General features: G+C 73.6%; 17 protein-coding genes. 2 read left to right on the top strand and 15 right to left on the bottom strand.

What is annotated here, in order from left to right:
• Positions 1-33 precede the first annotated feature (33 nt).
• From ACSIH6_RS17345 to ACSIH6_RS17360, 4 genes are all read right to left on the bottom strand, one after another.
• Positions 34-975: a 2Fe-2S iron-sulfur cluster-binding protein gene (locus tag ACSIH6_RS17345; protein WP_435109346.1), complete on the bottom strand. Its 942-nt coding sequence runs from the start codon at positions 973-975 to the stop codon at positions 34-36.
• Complete coding sequence (locus ACSIH6_RS17350; protein WP_435109347.1) at positions 972-2,942, bottom strand: NAD(P)H-dependent oxidoreductase subunit E; 1,971 nt, start codon at positions 2,940-2,942, stop codon at positions 972-974. The genes ACSIH6_RS17345 and ACSIH6_RS17350 overlap by 4 nt, the downstream gene beginning before the upstream one ends.
• A 220-nt stretch (positions 2,943-3,162) precedes the next feature.
• Positions 3,163-5,106, bottom strand: coding sequence for a molybdopterin oxidoreductase family protein (locus ACSIH6_RS17355; protein WP_435109348.1), 1,944 nt, complete (start codon positions 5,104-5,106; stop codon positions 3,163-3,165).
• Between the two features lie 222 nt (positions 5,107-5,328).
• A complete protein-coding gene (locus tag ACSIH6_RS17360; RefSeq protein ID WP_435109349.1) occupies positions 5,329-6,339 on the bottom strand; it encodes a 2-dehydropantoate 2-reductase in 1,011 nt (336 codons plus the stop codon).
• 204 nt (positions 6,340-6,543) lie between these two features.
• On the opposite strand from ACSIH6_RS17360, the gene ACSIH6_RS17365 reads away from it, so the two are divergent.
• A complete protein-coding gene (locus ACSIH6_RS17365) occupies positions 6,544-7,632 on the top strand; it encodes a molybdopterin-binding protein (RefSeq protein WP_435109445.1) in 1,089 nt (362 codons plus the stop codon).
• Positions 7,633-7,699: 67 nt separating this feature from the next.
• Positions 7,700-8,383, top strand: coding sequence for a GntR family transcriptional regulator (locus ACSIH6_RS17370; RefSeq protein ID WP_435109350.1), 684 nt, complete (start codon positions 7,700-7,702; stop codon positions 8,381-8,383).
• A 34-nt stretch (positions 8,384-8,417) separates the two neighbouring features.
• Here the strand turns inward: ACSIH6_RS17370 and ACSIH6_RS17375 are convergent, their stop codons facing one another.
• The 11 genes from ACSIH6_RS17375 to ACSIH6_RS17425 form a co-directional block, all read right to left on the bottom strand.
• The gene (locus tag ACSIH6_RS17375; protein ID WP_435109351.1) at positions 8,418-8,912 is read right to left on the bottom strand and encodes a DUF2087 domain-containing protein; all 495 of its coding nucleotides are present in this window, start codon (positions 8,910-8,912) and stop codon (positions 8,418-8,420) included.
• Between the two features lie 75 nt (positions 8,913-8,987).
• A complete protein-coding gene (locus ACSIH6_RS17380) occupies positions 8,988-9,806 on the bottom strand; it encodes an HAD family hydrolase (protein ID WP_435109352.1) in 819 nt (272 codons plus the stop codon).
• A gap of 43 nt (positions 9,807-9,849) precedes the next feature.
• On the bottom strand, positions 9,850-10,788 hold the full coding sequence (locus ACSIH6_RS17385) for an STM4011 family radical SAM protein (RefSeq protein WP_435109353.1): 939 nt from the start codon (positions 10,786-10,788) through the stop codon (positions 9,850-9,852).
• Positions 10,785-12,131 carry an STM4012 family radical SAM protein gene (locus tag ACSIH6_RS17390; RefSeq protein ID WP_435109354.1) on the bottom strand — a complete coding sequence of 449 codons (1,347 nt, stop codon included), beginning with the start codon at positions 12,129-12,131 and terminating at the stop codon, positions 10,785-10,787. The genes ACSIH6_RS17385 and ACSIH6_RS17390 overlap by 4 nt, the downstream gene beginning before the upstream one ends.
• On the bottom strand, positions 12,128-12,988 hold the full coding sequence (locus ACSIH6_RS17395; RefSeq protein ID WP_435109355.1) for an STM4013/SEN3800 family hydrolase: 861 nt from the start codon (positions 12,986-12,988) through the stop codon (positions 12,128-12,130). The genes ACSIH6_RS17390 and ACSIH6_RS17395 overlap by 4 nt, the downstream gene beginning before the upstream one ends.
• Complete coding sequence (locus ACSIH6_RS17400) at positions 12,985-14,100, bottom strand: STM4014 family protein (RefSeq protein WP_435109356.1); 1,116 nt, start codon at positions 14,098-14,100, stop codon at positions 12,985-12,987. Before ACSIH6_RS17400 ends, ACSIH6_RS17395 begins: the two co-directional genes overlap by 4 nt.
• Positions 14,097-15,164: an STM4015 family protein gene (locus tag ACSIH6_RS17405; protein WP_435109357.1), complete on the bottom strand. Its 1,068-nt coding sequence runs from the start codon at positions 15,162-15,164 to the stop codon at positions 14,097-14,099. Before ACSIH6_RS17405 ends, ACSIH6_RS17400 begins: the two co-directional genes overlap by 4 nt.
• 71 nt (positions 15,165-15,235) lie before the next feature.
• The gene (locus ACSIH6_RS17410) at positions 15,236-16,258 is read right to left on the bottom strand and encodes an STM4015 family protein (RefSeq protein WP_435109358.1); all 1,023 of its coding nucleotides are present in this window, start codon (positions 16,256-16,258) and stop codon (positions 15,236-15,238) included.
• Between the two features lie 76 nt (positions 16,259-16,334).
• The gene (locus tag ACSIH6_RS17415; RefSeq protein ID WP_435109446.1) at positions 16,335-17,384 is read right to left on the bottom strand and encodes an STM4015 family protein; all 1,050 of its coding nucleotides are present in this window, start codon (positions 17,382-17,384) and stop codon (positions 16,335-16,337) included.
• A gap of 110 nt (positions 17,385-17,494) precedes the next feature.
• Complete coding sequence (locus tag ACSIH6_RS17420; RefSeq protein WP_435109359.1) at positions 17,495-18,499, bottom strand: STM4015 family protein; 1,005 nt, start codon at positions 18,497-18,499, stop codon at positions 17,495-17,497.
• Complete coding sequence (locus ACSIH6_RS17425) at positions 18,496-18,951, bottom strand: helix-turn-helix domain-containing protein (protein WP_435109360.1); 456 nt, start codon at positions 18,949-18,951, stop codon at positions 18,496-18,498. Before ACSIH6_RS17425 ends, ACSIH6_RS17420 begins: the two co-directional genes overlap by 4 nt.
• Positions 18,952-19,008: the final 57 nt, after the last annotated feature.

Raw genomic sequence — 19,008 nt, forward strand, 5'->3', positions numbered from 1 at the left:
ACCCCCCCCCCCCCCCCCCCCCCCCCGCGGGGGTCAGCCGTCGCCGCGCCGCTGTACGTGCTGGAAGCCGAACCGGCCCTTGATGCACAGGTTCCCGTGGGTCACCGGGTTGTCGTGCGGCGAGGTGACCTTGACGATCTCGTTCTCCTGCACGTGCAGCGTAACGTTGCATCCCACCCCGCAGTAGGTGCAGATCGTGGTGGTCTCGGTCTGTGCCTCCTCGTCCCAGGTACCCGCCTCGCGCATGTCGAACTCGGTGCGGAAGGACAGGGCGCCGGTGGGGCACACCTCGATGCAGTTCCCGCAGTACACGCAGGCCGAGTCGGGCAGCGTGACGTCGTGCTCGGTGGAGATGCGGGCGTCGAAGCCGCGCCCGGCCACCCCGATGGCGAAGGTGTTCTGCCACTGGTCGCCGCAGGCGTCCACGCACTTGTAGCACATGATGCACTTGGAGTAGTCGCGCACGTACAGGTCGTTGTCCACCTTCGGGGGCTGCTCGACCGTCTCCGCGGCCGCGCCGTCGCCGGGCTCGTGGTCGCCCGCGTGGCGGGCGTCGCGCACGCCCAGCGCCGCGACCTCGGCGCGCGGGCCGAACCGCCCGGGTTCGGCCTCGTAGCGCTCCATCCACTCGGCCACCTTCGGGGTGGTGGACAGGTCGACGGAGGAGCCGAGCAGCTCCAGGACCATCTTGCGGCTGTGCCGCACCCGCTCGGAGTCCGTGGCCACGCTCATGCCGGGCTCCAGCCTGCGTGAGCAGGCGGGGGCGAGCGTGCGCGCGCCCTCCACCTCCACCACGCACACCCGGCAGGCGTTCCGGGGGGTGAGGGTGTCGCCGTAGCACAGGGTGGGGATCTCGGTGCCCTCCCCTGCGCAGGCCTCCAGGATGGTGGTGCCCTCCGGGACGCGCACGGTGCGCCCGTCGATGGTCGCGTCGATCAGCCGCTTGGGCGGGGCCAGGAGTACGGGGACGGTCATCGGGCCTCCTCGGTTGCCGCCCGGGTGTCCGGGCCGGTGCTCTGGTGGGTGTCGTCGGTCGCGTCGAACAGGCCGAGCCGGTCGATCGCCGACTCCACGGCGTTCCACGCGGTCTGTCCCAGGCCGCAGATCGAGGCGTCGCGCATCGCCAGGCCGACCTCGCGCAGCAGGGGGACCTCGGCGGCGGCGTCGCCTCCGGACCTGATCCGCAGCAGCGACTCCTCCTGGCGCACGGTGCCCACCCGGCAGGGCACGCACTGGCCGCAGGACTCGTCGCGGAAGAAGGCCGCCATCCGGACCAGCGTCGCGACCAGGTCGGCGGTGTCGTCCAGGACCAGCACCACCCCCGAACCCAGGGACGTGCCCGCGGCGCGGGCCCCCTCGAAGGTCAGCGGGATGTCCAGCTCGTCCCCGCGGACGAAGGTCCCGGCCGCGCCGCCGAGCAGGACCGCCTGGATGGTGCGCCCCTCGGGCATCCCCCCGGCCGCCTCGACGAGGTCGCGCAGGGTGGCGCCGAAGGGCAGCTCGTACAGCCCCGGACGGCGCACGCCGCCCGACAGGCAGAACAGCTTGGGTCCGGTGGACTGGCCGGTGCCCACGGCCGCGTAGGCCGGGCCGCCCATCAGCAGGACGGGCAGCACGTTGACCAGCGTCTCGACGTTGTTCACGGCGGTGGGCTTGCCGAACAGCCCCTTCTCCACGGGGAAGGGCGGCTTGCTGCGGGGCTCGCCCCGGTAGCCCTCGATGGAGCCGAAGATCGCGGTCTCCTCGCCGCAGATGTAGGCGCCCGCGCCGCGCCGGATCTCGATGTCGAAGGCGAACCCCGAGCCCAGGATGTCCGGGCCGAGCAGGCCCCGCCCGCGGGCCAGGGCGATGGCGTTCTCCAGGTGGCGCAGCGCCCGGGGGTACTCGCCCCGGATGTAGAGGTAGCCGGTCCGCGCGCCCACGGCGTACCCGGCGACGGTCATCGCCTCGACGACGGAGAACGGGTCGCCCTCCATCAGGACCCGGTCCTTGAAGGTGCCGGGCTCGCTCTCGTCGGCGTTGCACACCAGGTAGTGCGGGCCGTCCGGCTGCTGGGCGGTGGCCTGCCACTTGCGCCCGGTGGGGAAGGCGGCCCCGCCCCGGCCGACGAGGCCGGAGTCGGAGACCTCCCGGATGACACCGGCGGGGCCCAGCCGCAGCGCCTGGCGCAGCGCGGCGTACCCGCCCGCGGCGCGGTAGTCGTCCAGGCTGAGGGGGTCGACGGTGCCGATCCGGCGCAGCAGCACGTGGTCGGGCGAGCCCGCGTCGGGCACGGCCGCCGCGGGGTCGGGCTCGGGCGCGGTCCCGGGCAGGGGGTCCGCGCCGAAGGTGGTGGCGGGCCGGTGGCCGTTGGTCTCCGGCGCCCCGGTGTCGGGCAGGGCCTCCGCGGCCATCGCGTCCAGCGCCTCGGGTGTGGCGGGGGCGGCGACGGCGTACCGGGCCGGGGCGCCCGCCTCCACGGCCAGGGCGGCGGGCGCGCGCTCGCACATGCCCAGGCACGGGCTCTCGTGCCAGGCCGCCTCCCCGTCGTGGCCGCCGGGCGGGCCGAGGCGCTCGGCCAGCCGGGCGCGCATCCCGTCCGAGCCCACCGCCGCGCACGCGATGTCGGTGCACAGGTGCACGACCCGGCGGGGCCTGCGGTGCAGGGCGAACATCGCGTAGAAGGAGGCGACGGCGTAGGCCTCCGCCGGGGGGACGGTCAGCCTGCGGCAGATGTGGTCGAGCGCGGGGCGGCTGATCCAGCCCACGCGGTCGTTCACCGCGTGCAGGGCCGGGAGGAGCAGGTCGCGCCGGTCGCGTGCGGAGTGGCCGCCCCGCGCGTAGCGCAGGTCGGCGTCCTGGCGGGTGCCGCCGTCCCAGCCGGACTCGGGTGGCCCGAGCACGCTCTCGACGGCCTCGCGTTCGGCGGTGGTGGGCGTCTCGTCCAGGAATCGCAGGTCCACGCCGTGGTCACCTCATATCGAGTGTAATCCAGATCACAGGATTCTGTATACAGAGAACAGTATGATGGCAGTGTTCGGGTTGACAACCCCTGTAAGCGGTAAGATCGCGTAAGGATGCTCCCGAGCGTCCGATTCGCTCTTGCAGGGCGCTGACCTGGCACGATGGGCCGTGCCGCCGCCGCAGGGGGCTGGGGCGACGGCACGGCCCTCCCTCCTACCCTCAGCTCGCGGCGGCGGCCGGGCGCGCCGGCTGTTCCACCCGTTCGATCCGCACGGCGGCGGCCTTGTACTCCGCCGTCCCCGCGATGGGGTCCGTGGCGTCGATGGTCAGCAGCTGGGTGTCCACCTGCTCGGGGAAGTGGAAGGTCATGAACACCAGGCCCGGCCGCATGGCCTCGGTGACCGAGACCGGGACCAGGACCGAGCCCCGCCGGGAGGTCACCCGGACCGTCTCCCCGTCGCCGACACCGAGCTTGGCCGCGTCCTCGGGGGACAGGTCCAGCAGCTCGCCACGGCGCAGCGGCGAGGAGAACCCGCTGGTCTGGACTCCCGTGTTGTAGTCGTCCAGCCGTCGGCCGGTGGTCAGGCGGAAGGGGAAGTCCTCGTCCAGCAGGTCCACCGGCGGTGAGTGGCCCACGATCCCGAACGGCGCGGGTTCGCCGCGCTCGGCGGGGTCCTCCGACCACAGCCGCGCGTGCAGGTAGCTCGGCTCCACGGCGTCCTCGGAGTAGCAGGGCCACTGGATGCCGTGCAGCTCGGCCAGACGCGCGTAGCTCATGCCCCGGTGCATGGGGGAGAGCGCGCGGACCTCGTCCCAGATCTCCTCGGCGGAGGGCCGCGCCCAGTCGTGTCCCAGCCGGGTGGCCAGGTCGCACATGATCTCGATGTCGTCGCGGGCGCCCTCCGGCGGGTCCAGCGCCCTGCGCACCAGCTGCACGCGGCGCTCGCTGTTGGTGAAGGTGCCGTCGGACTCGCACCAGGAGGCGCTGGCCGGGAGCACCACGTCGGCCAGTTCGGCGGTGCGGGTCAGGAAGATGTCCTGCACGACCAGGTGGTCCAGGCCGCGCAGGCGGCGGGTGGTCTTGTGCGTCTCGGGCTCGGACTGGACGGGGTTCTCCCCGATCACGTAGAGCGTCTTGAGCTCGTGCTCGTCCATCGCCTCGAACATCTGGGTCAGGTTCAGGCCCTTGGCGGGCTGGATCTCCCGCCCCCAGGCGGCCTCGAAGGGCGCGCGCACCTGAGCGTCCAGGAGGTCCTGGAACCCGACCAGTCGGTCGGGGATGGCGCCCATGTCGCCGCCGCCCTGCACGTTGTTCTGGCCGCGCAGCGGGTTGAGCCCGGACCCGTACCGCCCCACGTGCCCGGTGAGCAGCGACAGGTTGATCAGCGAACGGACGTTGTCGGTGGCGTTGTGGTGCTCGGTGATGCCCAGCGTCCAGCACATCTGGGCGCGTTCGGCGCGGGCGTAGGCGTGCGCCAGCTCGCGGATGGCCTCGGCGGGCACGCCGGTCTCGGCCTCGGCGGCGGCCAGCGTCCACGGCTCCACCAGCGCACGGTACTCGTCCAGGCCGCTGGTGGCGCGCTGGACGAAGGTGTCGTTGGCCAGCCCCGCGTGCAGGATCTCGCGGCCGATGGCGTGCGCCAGCGGGATGTCGGTGCCCACGTTCAGGCCCAGCCAGCGGTCGGCCCACTCGGCGGTCGGGGTGCGCCGGGGGTCCACGACGAACAGGCGCGCCCCGCGCCGCACGGCCTTGAGCACGTGCTGGAAGAAGATCGGGTGGGCGAAGCGCGGGTTGCCGCCCCAGATCACGATGAGGTCGGTGTCCTCGATCTCGGTGTAGGAGGAGGTGCCCCCGCCCGAGCCGAAGGCCGCGGCCAGCCCGGCGACGCTGGGCGCGTGGCAGGTGCGGTTGCACGAGTCGACGTTGTTGGTGCCGACGACGACGCGGGTGAACTTCTGCGCCATGAAGTTCATCTCGTTGGTGGCCCGGGCGCAGGAGAGCATGCCGAAGGAGTCGGGGCCGTGCTCGGCGACCCCGCGCCGGAACCCGGCGGCCGCGCGGTCCAGGGCCTCCTCCCAGGAGGCCGGGCGCAGCTCGCCGCCGTCACGGACGAGGGGCTGGGTGAGTCGGTTGTGGGGTGCGGAGAAATCGTCGGATCGCATGTGGCCTCGCATGGTGTTCGTGGCCGGATTCGTCCGGGCCGCCGGGCGGCGACATTGTTCGGATACTGCATACAGTATTGAGATGGTGGAGACAAGGGTCAAGAGTGAGGGGTGCGGGGGTGTGGGCCAGTGGACTGGCCGGAAACGTTGCTGGTGTGTCACGCGGGCTCTGAACTGCGGTGATCGGGAACGGGTCCCGGTGAACCTCTGCGGTCGGTACGTCTAGGCCGCGACGGAGGGCGCCGCGGGCGTGGGGGCGGGGGCGTCCAGCATCCGGGCGTTGAGCAGTCCCGCGACGGCGTCGACCGCCCGGAGCGCGGGGGCGGGGGCGCCGGTCAGGTCGGCCAGCTCCACCACGGCGGACAGGATGACGTCCAGCTCCATGGGGCGTCCGCGCTCCAGGTCGTGCAGGGTCGAGGTGCGGTGGTCGCCGGTGCGCTCGGCCCCGGCCAGGCGCCGGTCGATGGAGACGGCGGGGCGCACGCCCAGCCGCGCGGCCACGTCCAGGGTCTCGGCCATCATGGTGCGGGCCAGCTCCCTGGTCGGGCGGTTGCGGCAGATCTGCACCATGGTGGAGCGGCTCAGTGCGCTCAGCGGGTTGAAGACGATATTGCCCATCAGCTTCACCCAGATGTCCTCGCGCAGGTCCTGCTCGATCGGACACTTGAGCCCGCCCGCCTCCATCGCGGCCTGGAGGTCGCGGCAGCGCCGGGAGGAGGAGCGGTCCGGCTCGCCGATGGAGAACCGGGTCCCCTCGATGTGCCGGATCACGCCGGGCCCGGCGATCTCGGTGGCCGCGTAGACCACGCAGCCCACGGCGCGCTCGACCGGGATCGTCCGGCTGACCGCGCCGCCGGGGTCCACGCTCTCGATCCGGTGCCCGGCCAGGGGCCCCTCGATCCCGTGGAAGTACCACCAGGGGATGCCGTTCTGGGCGGCGACGACCATGGTGGAGGGGCCCATCAGGGGGCGCAGCAGCGGGCCGCAGGCCGCGTAGTGCTGTGCCTTCAGGCCGAGGATGACGGCGTCCACGGGCCCGACCTCGGTGGGGTCGTCGGTGGCGTGGGGATGCGCGTCGAAGTCCCCGCGCGGGCTGAGGACCCGGACACCCCGCTCGCGCAGGGCCCGCAGGTGCTCGCCGCGCGCGATGAGGTGCACGTCGGCCCCGCCCCTGTACAGCGCGGCTCCCGCGTAGGCGCCGATCGCTCCGGCGCCGAGTACGGCGATTCGCATGAGGACTCCTTTCCATAAAATACTGTATACAGTATGCTTCAGGGCAGCGTTCTTCACCCGACGACAGGGAGAGAAGGAATGCCCGACCCGGTTGCCCCGGAAACTTCTCCGCTTCTTCACGGAAAAAGCCACCCGCGCGCACCGCTGCCCTGGACCAAGGCGCGGGAGCTGGCGTGGGTGACCGGCGCCGAGGGTGGACAGCCCATGGCCGAGGAGCCGCTCGACAGCGCCCTCGGTGCCACCCTCGGCGCCGACCTCGTCTCGGCGGTCGACGTCCCGGTGCTGGACAGCGCGGCCATGGACGGGTACGCGGTGGCCGGTGAGGGCCCCTGGGCCGTCCTCGGCCGCTCGCTCGCCGGGCGTCGGGGGGCCGTCGTCCGCCTGAACCCGGGGGAGGCGGTGGAGGTCGCCACGGGTGCCGTCGTGCCGGAGGGCACCACCGCCGTCCTCCCCTGGGAGCGGGCGACGGTGTCCTCCGGGCGCGTGCGCGGCGGGGCCGAGACCGGCAGGCACATCCGCCGCAAGGGCGAGACCACCCCCGCCGGGGCGCTGGCCGCGCGCCGCGGCAGCCCCGTCACCCCCGCCCTCCTGGGCCTGGCCGCGAGCCTGGGCCTGGACACGCTGCCCGTGGTCCGTCCCCCGGTGCGCGTCCTGGTCACCGGGGACGAGGTCGTGCGCGAGGGGACGCCGCGCCCGGGCACCGTGCGCGACGCGATCGGCCCGCTGCTCCCCGGACTGGTCGCCTGGGCCGGAGGGCGCTGCCTGCCCGCGCTGGCGGTCGCCGACCGCGGCCGGGACACGGCACGGGCCCTGGAGGCGTCCCCGCCCTCCGAGGTCGTCGCGGTCTGCGGGTCCTCCTCGGCCGGGCCCGCCGACCACCTGCGCCCGGTGCTCGCCGGACTCGGCGCGCGGATGGTCGTCGACGGCGTGGCCTGCCGCCCTGGGCACCCGCAGGTGCTGGCCGTGCTGCCCTCGGGGACGGTGGTCGTGGGCCTGCCGGGCAACCCCGGCGCCGCGCTGGCCGCCGCGCTCACGCTGCTCGTCCCGGTGCTCACCGGCCGCGCGGACCGGCGCGACCCCGCCCACCTCGGCCGCCGGGTCCGGCTCATCGGACCGACCCCGCCGCACCCGACGGACACCCGCCTGGTGCCGGTGCGCGTCAGCCGCGACCTGGCGGTGGAACTGCCCGGCACCGGCTCGGCCGACCTGCGCGCCGCCGCCGTCGCGGACGCCCTCGCGGTCGTGCCGCCCGGCCGCCGGACCGGTCGGGTCGAACTCGTGGAGCTGCCGTGACGGCACACGCGCCCGCCGCCTTTCGTACACTGTCTACAAAGTCCACGCATCCGGATGGAGCCGCCCTATGTCCCCACAGGGGTTGAACGCCGTCGCGGGACGGGTCCAGCGCCCCGTGCCGCTGCGTGAAGCCGTGTACGAGGCCATCCTCGACCTGATCACCAACCGGTCGCTCTCGCCCGGCCAGCACCTGGTCGAGACCGAACTGGCCCAGACCCTCGGCGTCTCGCGCCAGCCGGTCCGCGAGGCGATGCAGCGGCTCAGCAACGAGGGGTGGGTGGACCTGCGGCCCGGGTACGGCGCGTTCGTGCACACGCCCACCGAGAGCGAGGCCGACCAGCTCCTGGCCGTGCGCGCCCTGCTGGAGACGGAGTCGGCCCGCCTGGCCGCGCGGAACGCCTCGTCCGAGCAGATCGGGTTCCTGCGCGACCTCGTCGCCGCCGGGCGCGCGGCCACCGACCGCGCCGACACCGACGCGGTCGTCCAGGCCAACGCCGACTTCCACCGCACCGTCACCGAGGCCTCGGGCAACGGGGTGCTCGCCGAGCTGGCCGCGCAGGTCGACCGGCGGGTGCGCTGGTACTACGCCCCGGTCGCCCGCGTCCGCGGCGCCGCCTCCTGGGACGAGCACTCCGCCCTCGTCGACGTCATCGAGGACCGTGACGCGAACGCGGCGCTGAGACTGATGAGCGAGCACACCGAGCGCACCCGGCGCACCTACCACGAGCAGGTGGACGGCGTGGAGGCCTGAGCCGCCGCGCGCCCGTCTCCTCACCCGCGGCGGCTCAGGAGGCCGCGACCCGGTAGGCGCTGCCGTCGTCGTCGCGGGTCAGGTAGCCCTCGTCCACGAGGTGGCGGCGCATGGACGAGTGGTCGTCGCAGCAGGACCGCAGGGCGGCGTTCACCTGCTTTTCGGTGTACGTCACGCCGGGGGCGAAGAACCGTTCGGTGATCCGCGCGAACACCCGCACGCGCAGCTCGCGCTTGGCGGGCAGCGTGCTCAGCCACCCGTCGTGGAACAGCGCGTCCACCGGATCCCGGCGCGCGGGCCGGTGCTCCTCCAGGGCGGCGGAGAACACCTCCGGCACGCACACCACGCGGCCGTCGTCCTCGCGCACCAGTCCCGCGTCCGAGAGCCGGGTCAGGCTCCGGCGTCCCCGCCCGTCCGCGCGGACCTCCCCGGCGGGCAGCCCCCCGGCTCCCGCGCCGACCACGCGGGCGTAGAGCGCCAGGCGGTCGGGGTCGGCCAGGGACGAGACGATCTGGGTGGGGTGCGGCAACGGCGGGCCCTTCTCCGGGTACGTGTACGACCCACCGACCCTAGGAGCAGCGCCGAGGGCCGGTCCAGGTGTTTTTCAGCGTTCGGCCAGCAACCGCTCGACCACCCGGCCCACACCGTCCTCGTTGCTGGGCGGGGCCACCCGCAGTCCCAGCGCCGGGTCGAGCAGGTCGGGGTGTCCGCTGGCCATGACGTACCCCCCGCCCGCCCAGGACAGGGCGGCCAGGTCGTTGGGCATGTCGCCGAAAGCCACCACCTCCTCGGCGGGCACCCCCCACCGCTCGCAGACCATCGCGAGCGTGCTGCCCTTGTTCACGCCCGGCGCGCTCAGCTCCAGCAGGCTGTAGCTGCCCGAGTAGGTCACCTCCGCCAGCGCCCCGACCGCCGCCGCGGCCGTCTCGTGCAGCTCCTCCACCGGCATGTCGCGGGAGCGCACGAGCAGCTTGGTGATCGGGGTGGCCCGCTTCAGCAGGGTCTCGGTGTCCTCCAGCACCTCGCGCACCCACTCGCCGGACAGCCACGGCTCCAGGTGGTAGTCGGCGTCGTGGAAGAAGTCGGTGCCGGTCTCGATGCCGTAGCCGATCCCGGTCAGCTCCGCGTTGAGCTTCTCGACCACCGAGCGGGCGGTCTCCGGGGAGATGGCGCGCATCAGCGGTTCGTCGCCGGGCACGTGGGCCAGCGAGCCGTTGCCGCAGAGCACGGCGGCGCAGGGGAGCTGCTCGGCGATGTGCTGCGTGGTCCGGGGCGGACGCGCGGTGGAGACCACCACTTTGACGCCCGCCTCCGCGGCGGCGGCCAGCGCCCGCCGGTTGCGTTCGGAGACCAGGCCTCCCGCGTCCAGGAGTGTGCCGTCGAGGTCGGTCGCGATAACCCGGGGAAAGACCATGGTGGGCATTATGTCTGTTCCTGGTGACGTTGCGAAGCGGTTTTGACCCGTCTCACACGAGCGGGAGCGGGGAGCCGAAGGCCGCGGGAACCCGTTCCACCACCCCGCCCCGGAACACGTCGTACAGGTCCAAGGACTCCAGGTGGACGTAGCCGATGTGGCAGTCGCAGCTGGTCAGGGGGCACGCGCGGGGGCCGAGCCGGGCGGCGAACGAGCCGTCGTAGAGGTTGCCCATCGGGGTGTCCACGAAGTGGCACCGGCGCACGTCGCCGTCCCCGTCCACGGACAGCACAGTGTCACCGGTACGGCAGGGCAGACCCCGGCTGGGGTGAGGACTGCGGCTGTAGTGGAAGTGGGGGTCCAGGGCCTGCCACCGCGCGGCCTCCGTCTCGGTGTAGGTGCGCCCCTCGGCGGCGTTCACCCACAGGTACACCTGCTCGGGCAGGTCGGCGCGCATCCGCCGGGCCGCCGCGAGGTGTTCCGGTTCGCCGACCACGCCGACGCTGAACCGCACCCCCATCCCGACCAGCTCGCGCGCCTTGGCCAGGAAGCGCTCATGGGTCACCTGGCCGGGGTGGTAGGTGGTCCACAGCGCGGCGGTGCCGGGGTCGCAGTCGGCCAGCCAGCCCAGGCGGCCGCTCAGGTTGGTCTGGATGGCCACCCGTTCCACGTGCGGCAGGTGGCTGAGCCGGGCGATCGCGGCCCGGTACCAGGACCGCACCAGCCCCTCGCCCCACGGGGTGAACAGCACCGAGACCCGGGTGCCGGGGTGCTCCGCCTCCAGCGCGGCCACCCAGTCGGTGAAGCGCTCCAGCGCGGCGCGGTCGGCGCGCAGCGTCTCGGGGTTGTCGCGCCGCTTGGCGAAGGGGCAGTACGGGCAGTCGTAGTCGCAGCTGGCCAGCGGACCGCGGTAGAGCAGGGTCAGGTGCGGCGGGAGCGCGGGGACCGGTGCCGGGGTCTGGGTCGGGGAGGAGGGGGTCACCGCGCTCACCGGGCCTCGTAGTCGGCCATCAGCGCCGCCACCCCGGCGGAGAAGAACATCGGCCCCACCGCGTCGGAGTGCGCGAGCCCCTCCGGGGTCAGCCGCAGCAGGTCCGGCGCGCCGTCCCGCTCCAGCCAGCCGCGCCCGTCGAGCACCGCCAGGGTCGCGGCGAAGTTCTCCTCGGGGCGGGAGCCGAACCGGTCGGCGTAGGCGGCGGTGTCCATCCCCTCCGCGAGCAGCAGTGACTGGAGCAGGTGGCGGCGGCGCCGCTCGTCCCCGTCCATGTCGAACCCCACCTCGGCCCGGGCGAAGTCGGCCCGGTCGCGGCCCGTGTAGTCGGCGATGATCGATCGCACCTGCCCCACCCCCACGGCGTAGTCGAAGGAGTAGTGCGCGGCGGAGGTGTAGGAGCGGGCCCCGCAGCCCAGCCCCACCATGCCGTCGGTCTGGCAGGAGTGGTCCGGCCCCTGCGTCGCCGGGGCGTCCGCCCGCCGGAACATGCGCATGGACACCTGCTCGTAGCCGCGTTCGCGCAGGTGGTCGCGGCCCTGACGGTACAGGCCCAGCCGGTGGTCGTCCCACGCGCGTGCGCGGCGGCCCAGCCCGGTGAGCGGGCGCACGTACAGCGGGTACAGGTAGACCTCCTCCGGCTCCCACTCCAGCGCCGTGTCCAGGGAATAGGCCCAGGTGCGGGCGTCCTGGCGGTCGATGCCGTAGATGAGGTCCACGTTGAGGTCGGCCGAGGCGTGCTCGCGGATCGCGGCCAGCGCCCGGTCCACCTCGGCGCGCTTTTGCGGACGCCCGGCCGCGTGCGCCTCGGAGTCCAGGAAGCTCTGCACGCCCATGCTGATCCGGGTGGCGCCGCGCGCGTCGAGCACCGCCAGCCGGTCGGGCGTGGCCGTGGCCGGGGAGGTCTCCACCGACACCGGGACCGCCGACAGGTCCACCCCGAACGCGCGCTCGGTGAGGTCGTAGACCCGGGTGAGCTCCTCGGCGGTCAGGTAGGTGGGGGTGCCGCCGCCCAGGGCGGCCCGGGCGAAGGCGGCGCCCTCCGGCAGCGCCCCGGCCACCGCCTCCGCCTGCCGCTCCAGCGCGTCCAGGTAGGCGGTGACCTGCTCGGCCGGGGGGGTGGAGCGGGTGAACAGGTTGCAGAACCCGCAGCGCATCTCGCAGAACGGGATGTGCGCGTACAGCGACAGCGCGCCGACGTCCTCGCCGCGCCACAGGTCGGCGAGCGCGGGGCGCTCGGTGAAGGGCCGGTAGGCGCTCTTGTGCGGGTAGGCGTAGACGTAGGACTGGTAGGGGGAGTCGGCGCGCACCGGTTCGGGGCGCGGGGTCAGGGCGGTGGTCACGCGGTCGCCTCCTGGGCGTCGGCGGGAGCGGTGCGTCCCCGGGGCAGGAACGCGTGGGCGTAGGGGACCGTCCACACGGTCTCGTGGCCGATCCGGTGGCCGGTGTAGCCGTCCTCCCCGTAGGCGGTGCCGTGGTCGGAGCACACGATCGCGAAGCAGGGGCGGCGGGCCGACATCGCGGCCAGCAGCGGTGGCAGGTGCCGGTCCACGTACTCCAGGGCCGCGGCGTGGCTGCGCCTGGTGTCGCCGTCCTCCCGGACGGCCCCGGGCAGGTGGAACCAGTTGGGCTGGTGCAGCGCCGACACGTTGAGCAGCAGGAACAGCGGCTGGTCCGCGGGGCGCTCCCCGGCGATCCGGGCGGCGCACGCCACCTGGTGCTCGAAGGAGCGGGGGCCGGTCACGCCGAAGGACTCCTCCCAGTGGCTCTCGGCGAACATGTCCGGGATGACCGAGCCCACCGCCGACCGCCGGTTGAAGAAGCCCGTGCCCCCCACGCAGGCCGTGTGGTACCCGGCCCGGGCCAGCCCGGAGGCCAGGTCCGGGGCGTCGAAGGTCCAGGTGCCGGGCGCGGTGGACACGCTGCCGGGGAACGCGGCGGCGAACAGGCGCGGGTGCGGCCCCGGAGAGGCGGGGGTGGGCAGGAACCCGGCGAGCATCGCCAGGTGGGAGGCGTAGGTGAAGCTCGCGGGCGCGTGCCTGCGCTCCCACCGCCCGCCCGGCAGCAGGCGGGCCAGGTTCGGGGTGCGGCCCGCCTCGGCCAGTTCGGCGGCCACGTCGTGGCGGAGGGTGTCCAGGGTGAGCAGCAGGATGTCGTGCGTGCCCACCACGGCGTTCATGTCGGGTGCGGTGTTGTTCATGCTCTCTCGGGTTCGGGGACGGGGAAACGGCCGGTGGCCAGGGCGTGCAGTTGCTCGGCGTAGGTGTCGCGGCCCTCGTGCAGGACGCCGGGGAGCAGGTCGCCGAAGGCGTTGACCTCGCACACGGCGAACTCCCGCCACCCCGGGGAGGCCAGCAGGTCCACCCCGGCGTGCAGGGTGCCCGGGAAGCACGCGGCGGCGGCCTCGGCGGTGGCCATGGCCCGCGCCCAGGCGTGCGGGCCGACCGACTCCCGCAGGGCCGCCAGGTCGCCCCGGGCGTTGCCCAGGTGCAGGTTGGTCATGGGTGAGGACGAGGAGCGCACCACGACGTGGGCGGCCCGGCCCGCGACCACCACCACGCGCAGGTCCACGGCCCTGCCCGTGAACCCCGCCTTGGGCACCCACCGCTCCACGTGCAGGTGGTCGGGGGCCAGGGCGTCCACCACCGCCGCGACGTCCTCCTCGCTGGTGTAGGTGCGCAGCCGCAGGCTGTTGTACAGCTCCACGGACCCGTCGGCGCCCCGGACCAGGTCGGCCGAAGTGATCGCGCGGATCCGCCCGCCGGAGGCGGTGGCCAGCGCCATCACGCCGGAGGCCGAGGAGCCGTGCGCGGGCTTGACGAACACCCTCGGCCAGCGGTGGGCGTCCATCGCCGCGCGCAGCGACGCGTAGCCGGTGACCGGCCCGGGCAGGGCGGGCGGCACCGGCACTCCGGCCGCCGCCAGACGGGCGTGGCAGCGCCGCTTGTCGCACATGTCCACCAGGTCCGCGGGCTCCTGGAGCAGGGCCGCGCCCGGCGTGGCGCGCACCGCTTCCGCGAGCCGGTCCAGCGCGGCCCGGAACCCGGCGTGCTGGTCGCCGGTGCCCTCGGCCCGGTACAGGTCGGGGGTGTGCTCCCAGCCCCGCAGCAGGCGCTCGGTCTCCGCGTCGCCGCCCGGTGAGTCCACCCGGACCACGGCGTCCTCCGGCAGCTCCACCGGCCCGGAGGCCAGCGCGCGCCACGGTACGACCACCGGTCCGGGCAGACCGCGGGCCTCGGCCGCGGCGCCGAACAGCTCCAGGCGCCGGTGGCCGGGGACCCCCACCACGACCAGGGGGCGTTCGGGGGTCATTCGGAGACCGCCGTGTAGTAGTGGATCTCGGGTTCCTCGCCGTCCTCGTCGTCGTGGACCTCGGGTTCCTCGCGTCCGGACAGGTCGACCTCCACGCCGGGCAGGGCCTCGCGGATTCGTGCGCACACGTCCTCGGAGACGTAGTGGTGGTGCAGGTCGAGCCGCTTCAGGTGGGCGAAGGCGGGTGCGGCCTCGACCAGGGCCTGTCCCCCCTCGTCGGTGAGGTCGCCCAAAGACAGGTCCAGGACCTCCAGGGAGGAGAGGACGGGGGCCTCGGCCAGGACGGGGATCCAGGAGCCCAGGTTCCCGGTGTTGCGCAGTCCGAGCGAGCGCAGCCGGGGGAACGCCCTGCCCGACAGCACCGGCGCGAGGTCCTGCGCGGTGCTTCTGCCGCCGTACTCCTCCACGCCCAGCCACAGCTCCAGGTGTTCCAGGGCGGGCAGGCCGGAGGCGCACACGTCCCGGACCACGTCGGGGCGCAGCCCCCCGCTCTGGACGGTGAGCCCGCGCAGCGAGGGGTGCTCCGCCAGGCGCAGGTCCAGGGCGCCGCTGCCGCCGCGCACCACCAGTTCCTCCAGGTGCGGCAGCGCGGTCACCAGCGGAGCGAGGTCGCACAGCTGGATCCAGGAGATCTCGTTCTCCTCCTGGAGGATCTCACCGAAGAACAGCGCGCGCAGCCCGGTCAGCTTCGGGGCGAGCCCGAGCAGCGCTTCGACGACTTCGTCGGTCCGCATCTGGAAGTCCTGGTCGGGGACGTTGCCGACGACCAGGGCGCGGACCTGCTCCTGTCCCACCAGGACGGAGAACCTGTGCATGTACTCCTGGAGGCTCTCGCCGCTCCCGTGGGAGCTCGACAGCTCCGTGCGCAGCCGCCAGGCCACCGAGCCCGGGTCGGCGATGGCCTCGAGGAGCCGCCGGTACGACCGGGGGCGCTCCTCATGGAGCTCGCTCCGGTTGCGCGCCCAGTACATGGCGGTTTCGAGGTCGTCGCGGATGGTGTCCCACGAGTGGAACTCGACCACGGGCAGGCCCGCGAACTCGGTGACGTGGTGGCTGTTGGGCATCAGGGGGCTTTCCGGCTCAGGGTTTCGGGCAGGCGATGTCTGGCAGCCCGGAGTGACGCACTTGCGTGGGGTTACTCCGAGACCGCGGTGAAGTAGTACACCCTGTCCCCGTGGGTGTGCGGCTCCCGGTGCTCGGACAGGTCGACCTCCACGCCGGGCAGGGCCTCGCGGACGCGCGCCTGCGTCTCCTCGGACAGGTAGTGGTGGTGCAGGTCCAGGCGGCGCAGCCCCGCGAACGCGGACGCGGCCTCCACCAGGGCCTGTCCGCCCTTGTCGGTCAGGGCGCCCAGGGACAGGTCCAGGACCTCCAGGGAGGCCAGGGCGGGGGCCTGGGCCAGGACGGGGATCCAGTCGTCGACGTCCTCGGCGTTGCGCAGGCCCAGGTGGCGCAGCTCGGGGAAGGCCTCGCCGGAGAGCACCCGCGCCAGGTCGTCCGGGGCGGTGTCACCCCGGTAGTTCTCCACACCCAGCCACAGTTCGAGGTTCTCCAGCGCGGGCAGCGGCGAGGCGGCGACCTCGCGCGAGACCTGGCCGGGCAGGCCGCCGCTCTGGAGGACCAGGGTCCGCAGGCCGGTGTGCTCGGCCAGGGCCATCTCCAGCTTGCCGTCGCCCAGGTAGGGGTCGCCGGTGCCGCGCACGGTCAGTTCCTCCAACCGGGGGAACGCCGCCACCAGGGGCGCCAGGTCGGTCTGGTGGATCCAGGAGATCTCGTACTCCTCCTGGAGGATCTCGCCGAAGAACAGCGCCCGCAGCCGGGGGAACGCGTCGGCACCGCGGATGAGCGCGTCGCGCGGCACGGTCGAGGGCGGTTCCTCCTCGAAGTCGCCCCAGCCGCCGACGATCAGGGCCCGGACCTGACCGGTGTCCACGGCCGCGAGGAATCGGGCGAAGTAGTCCCCGAAGTCCTCGGCGGGGTAGACCGACGAGACGCGCAGCCGCCACGCCACCGAGCCGGGGTCGGCGACCGCCGCGGCCAGCTCCTCGGGGGACTGGGCGGGCTCCTCGGAGTAGGTGCCGACCTCCTCGGCCTCGATCGCGGGGAACTCGACCACGGGTAGGCCCGCGAACTCGGTGACGTGGTGGTTGTTCGGCATCGGGGGGCTCCTACCTCGGGGTTTCGGGCAGGAACATATCTAGCAGCCCGGAGTGACACGACGGACGGCGCGGGCCCTACTCGGTGACGGCCGTGTAGTAGCCGGCCGAGTCGTAGTCGAAGTTCTCGTCCTCCCAGTCGCTGTCGACCTCGCGGTCGGACAGGTCCACGTCCACACCGGTCCCGGCGAAGGCGGCCCGGACGTGCTCGCTCATCTCCTCGGACAGGTAGTGGCGGTGCAGGTCGAGCCGTTTCAGGTGCCCGAACGCGGGTGCGGCCTCGACCAGGGCCCGAGCGCCCTTGTCGGTGAGGGTGCCCAGGGACAGGTCCAGGGTGTGCAGGCGGGAGGTGACGGGGGCCTCGGCGAGGACCGGAACCCAGTCGTCGGTGTGCTCGGCGTTGCGCAGCCCCAGCGACCGCAGCCGGGGGAAGGCCTCGCCGGACAGCACCGGGGCGAGGTCCTCCGGGGTGGTGTCGCCCTCGTAGTTCTCCACGCCCAGCCACAGCTCCAGGTGCTCCAGGTCCGGGAACCCGGACGAGACGACCTCGCGGGTGAGCTTCGCGGGCAGTCCGCCGCCCTGGAGGGTGAGGCGGCGCAGCGAGTCGTGCCGGGGCACGTGCAGGCTCATGTCACCCGTGCCGCGCACCGCGAACTCGGTCAGTCGGGGGAGGGCGGCCAGGACCGGGGCCATGTCGCCCAGCTCGATCCACGAGACCTCGAGCTGCTCGTAGGTCACGTCGCAGTAGAAGAGGGAGCGCAGCCCGGTCAGGTCCGGCGCCACCTCCAGGAGGGCGCGCTTGACGGGGTCGGGACACTGCACGGAGAAGGTCTCCAGCATGTCCCCGAGCACGACGGCGGTGACCCGGTCCTGGTCCACCTGCGCGGTGAACCGCCGGTAGTGGTCCAGGGGCTCCTCGCCGGCGCTGAGGCGCCAGGCCACCGACCCGGGGTCGGCCAGGGCCGCGCCCAGTGCCGGGGGCGGGTACGGGCCGGGGCCGGTGAAGCTCCGGCCCAGCCACTCCGCCCTCTCGCGCTCCTCCTCCGCCTCCCGCGTCCACCCCTCGGGGGAGCGGTACTCCACGACGGGCAGTCCGGCGAACTCGGTCAGGTGGGTGTCGAAGGCCACGGGGTCTCCCAGGGGTGCGGCGGAGTGTGCGTCCATGCCTACCAGTGCGCCCCGACATCCCGGGTCACCCGCGTCCGAGCGGCCCGGAGGCTCCCCGGCGGTTCCCGGGACTACTCCGAGACGGCCGTGTAGTAGGTGGGCTCCCCGTCGTACGTGTCGAGGTTCGGCCCCTCGCGGTCGGATAGGTCCACCTCCACCCCGGCTCCGGTGAACGCCGCGCGCACCTCCTTCTCCGCCTCCTCGGACAGGTAGTGGTGGTGCAGGTCCAGCTTCCCGAGCCCGCGGAACACGGGCGACTCCAGCAGGACCGGGACGTCCTCGTCGCGCAGGGTGCCCAGGGACAGGTCCAGGGTGTGCAGGCGGGAGGTGACGGGGGCCTCGGCGAGGACCCGCACCCAGGCGCCGGTGTGCTCGGCGTTGCGCAGGCCCAGCGACCTCAGCCCGGGGAAGGCCTCGCCGGACAGCACCGGCGCGAGGTCCTGTGCCGTGGTGTCGCCGCCGTAGTCCTCCATCCCCAGCCACAGCTCCAGGTGCTCCAGGGCGGGGAGCCGCGCGGAGGCGACTTCGCGGGCAAGCCGTCCGGGTAGTCCCCCGCCCTGGAGAGTGAGGCGGTGAAGCCCGTCGTGCTCCAGCGCCTCCAGGCTCAGGCGGGTGGTGCCGCGCACCGCGAACCCGGTCAGCCCGGGGAAGGCGGTCACCAGCGGGGACAGGTCCCCGTGCCTGATCCACGACGCCTCGCACTCGTCGCAGATCAGGTCCGCGTAGAAGAGGGAGCGCAGGCCGGGCAGGCGCGGTGCCGCCTCCGCGAGGGCGTCGCGGACGGCGTCGGAGGACTCCACCTCGAAGCCGTCCACCAGGCCGCCGACCACGAGGGCGCGGACCGAGGCCGGGGCGCCGACGAACTCCAGGAAGCTCTCCAGGTGCTCCCGGGGAACCTCCGGGATGCCGTATTCGTCGAACAGCCAGGCCACCGAACCGGGGTCGGCCAGGCCGTCCCGTTCCGGGGAACGGACGCCGGGAGCGGTGGTCTCCCCGTGCTCTTCCAGGCGGCGGGCCTCCGGGTAGCTCGCGACGGGCAGTCCGGCGAACTCGGTCAGATGGTCGTGGAAGGTCAAGGGGATTCCTGGAATCTCGGAGGGTGTGCGCGGCCATGCATAGCAGCACACTCCGACACCACGGTCTCCTCCAGCGCCGCCCTCATGGTCGGGCACTCCAGGACGTCCGGCGCCTCGCAGGAGAGCGTGTGCGCCACCATGTCGCGGACCGCCCGCAGCCGGGCCATGCGCTCGTCCAGCCGCGCCAGGTGCTCGGCCAGGTGCCCGCGCCGCGCCGCCCCGTCCTCGGCGCCGAACAGTTCGCGGATCTGCTCCAGGCTGAACCCGGCCTCCTGGGCGCGCAGCACCAGCCCCACCCGCAGGCGCTGCTCCGGTGTGTACCGGCGCTGGCCCCCCGCGCGGCGGGACGGTTCCAGGACGCCGACCGACTCCCAGTGCCGCAGCACGTGGGTGGCCAGTCCGAAGGGTTCGGCCAGTTCGCCGATGGACAGCTCCGACTCGCTTGACTTCATGTGGACATTAACTTCCACACTGGGGCTCCGGTCAAGGAACCGAGCTGGGGGAGGACA

The organism is Nocardiopsis synnemataformans, assembly GCF_965343085.1.
GTDB lineage: Bacteria > Actinomycetota > Actinomycetes > Streptosporangiales > Streptosporangiaceae > Nocardiopsis > Nocardiopsis alborubida.

Coding starts and splice junctions, on each gene's coding strand:
- ACSIH6_RS17345 (WP_435109346.1), bottom strand. CDS start 975: ATGACCGTCCCCGTACTCCTGGCCCCGCCCAAGCGGCTGATCGACGCG.
- ACSIH6_RS17355 (WP_435109348.1), bottom strand. CDS start 5,106: ATGCGATCCGACGATTTCTCCGCACCCCACAACCGACTCACCCAGCCC.
- ACSIH6_RS17360 (WP_435109349.1), bottom strand. CDS start 6,339: ATGCGAATCGCCGTACTCGGCGCCGGAGCGATCGGCGCCTACGCGGGA.
- ACSIH6_RS17365 (WP_435109445.1), top strand. CDS start 6,544: ATGGCCGAGGAGCCGCTCGACAGCGCCCTCGGTGCCACCCTCGGCGCC.
- ACSIH6_RS17370 (WP_435109350.1), top strand. CDS start 7,700: ATGTCCCCACAGGGGTTGAACGCCGTCGCGGGACGGGTCCAGCGCCCC.
- ACSIH6_RS17380 (WP_435109352.1), bottom strand. CDS start 9,806: ATGCCCACCATGGTCTTTCCCCGGGTTATCGCGACCGACCTCGACGGC.
- ACSIH6_RS17395 (WP_435109355.1), bottom strand. CDS start 12,988: ATGAACAACACCGCACCCGACATGAACGCCGTGGTGGGCACGCACGAC.
- ACSIH6_RS17400 (WP_435109356.1), bottom strand. CDS start 14,100: ATGACCCCCGAACGCCCCCTGGTCGTGGTGGGGGTCCCCGGCCACCGG.
- ACSIH6_RS17405 (WP_435109357.1), bottom strand. CDS start 15,164: ATGCCCAACAGCCACCACGTCACCGAGTTCGCGGGCCTGCCCGTGGTC.
- ACSIH6_RS17410 (WP_435109358.1), bottom strand. CDS start 16,258: ATGCCGAACAACCACCACGTCACCGAGTTCGCGGGCCTACCCGTGGTC.
- ACSIH6_RS17425 (WP_435109360.1), bottom strand. CDS start 18,951: ATGAAGTCAAGCGAGTCGGAGCTGTCCATCGGCGAACTGGCCGAACCC.